The following is a 1,472-nucleotide window of genomic DNA, read 5'->3' as shown; positions in this document are numbered from 1 at the left end:
GGTAGTGTCGAGAAAGTTGGTGTAAGGGCCCTTGCGGCCCCTGTGTCCGATATCCGGAATCAGTTGATATCCTAGGCCGCCTCCACGCTGTCGGCAAGTTCCAGGCTGGATTCGAGCATCTTCCTGGCCGCCTTCTCCAGCTCCGCCCAGTTGTGCTCGCCCGCGGCACCCATTCTGAACGCGGCGTCATGCATCTCGGCCATCTTCCTCTCCGAGAAGTAGCGCGAGCCGGACCATGTCTCGGCCTGGTCGCACATGACGGCGCCCACGAGCCTGAGCAGCGAACTCTCCGACGGGAAGACCTGCACCACGCGCGAGCGGCGCTTGATTTCCCTGTTGGCGCGCTCCTGCACGTTGTTGGTGCGCAGGCGCTTCCAGTGCGACGGCGGGAAGTCCAGGTACGCGAGCGCGTCGGGCTCCGCCTCCTCGAGCACCCTCGCCGCCCTCGGGCAGCACCCCTCCAGCATCTCGCATGCCGCGTGGTACATGGCCACGGCGGTGGCGGCGTCCCCGGCGCGGAAGACCGAGGAGACGATGCGCCCCACGCGGCGCCTCAGCTGCCAGGAGCCGGCCTCGCGCATGCAGTCGCGCATCAGGTGCACGGCGCATCGCTGCCAGGCCGCCCCCTGGAAGACCTCGCCTATGGCCCTGACCAGGCCCCCGTGGGCATCGGATACGACGAGCTCGGTGCCGGTCGCGCCGCGGTCGCGCAGCTTCCGCAGGAAACCGAGCCACGATTCGTAGGACTCCGTGTCCACCACGGACACCCCCAGCACCCGCCTCCAGCCGGACTCGTCGCAGCCTATCGCCGTGACCACCGCGGTCGAAGCCACGCGGCCCCCGCGGCGGCACTTGACGTAGGTCGCGTCGAGCCAGATGTAGGGTATCGCGCGCGCATCGAGCGGCCCCTCCGCGAGGTCGGCTATCTCGGCGTCGAGGGTCGCGGCGATCGCGCTCACGCGGTCCCTGCCGAGCCTCTCGATGCCCATCTTCTCGGCTATCCTCTGCACCTTCCTGGTGCTGGTGCCGGTGGCGTACATCTCGGCCACCGCCGCGACGAGCGCGCGGTCGACGCGCTGGTAGCGCTCGAGGACGTCCTCGGGGAAGAAGCTACCCGTCCTGAGCTTGGGGATTCTCAGGTTGAGCGTGCCCACGCACGTCTCGAGCGTGCGGTTGCGGTAGCCGTTCCTGCTGTTGGCCCCATCGCCGCAGAGCTGGTCGGCCTCCTCGTCCATGATGGCGTTGACCACCTGCTCGGCGAGCAGCCTGAGCAGCGACTGGATGTCGACCATCCCGTCGGTCGACCTCGGGATGGCGGCCTTATCCGGCATCGCGTCTGCTAATATCTCCATAGCGGTCCCTGTCCTTTCCCAGAACCTGTGTTATGTAGCAATTCCAGATTCTAGGACAGGGGCCGCTTGCGTTTGGCGGTCAGCCGTCGGCGCGCTTACACCAACATTTCCGACGCGATC

General features: G+C 67.3%; 1 protein-coding gene. It reads right to left on the bottom strand.

All coding sequences use genetic code 11. The features are described from left to right. Positions 1 to 71: 71 nt before the first annotated feature. A complete protein-coding gene (locus I2F59_RS09835; RefSeq protein ID WP_458795922.1) occupies positions 72 to 1,331 on the bottom strand; it encodes an IS256 family transposase in 1,260 nt (419 codons plus the stop codon). Between the last annotated feature and the right edge of the window lie 141 nt (positions 1,332 to 1,472).

It is taken from the genome of Collinsella aerofaciens (genome assembly GCF_015556945.1).
GTDB lineage: Bacteria > Actinomycetota > Coriobacteriia > Coriobacteriales > Coriobacteriaceae > Collinsella > Collinsella aerofaciens_AO.
Note: the sequence above shows the minus strand (reverse complement) of the source record. Positions and strands in the feature narration are given on the sequence as shown.

What these genes read in the sequence shown, in the direction of transcription:
- I2F59_RS09835 (WP_458795922.1), bottom strand. Translation starts at nt 1,331, where the DNA reads ATGCCGGATAAGGCCGCCATCCCGAGGTCGACCGACGGGATGGTCGAC.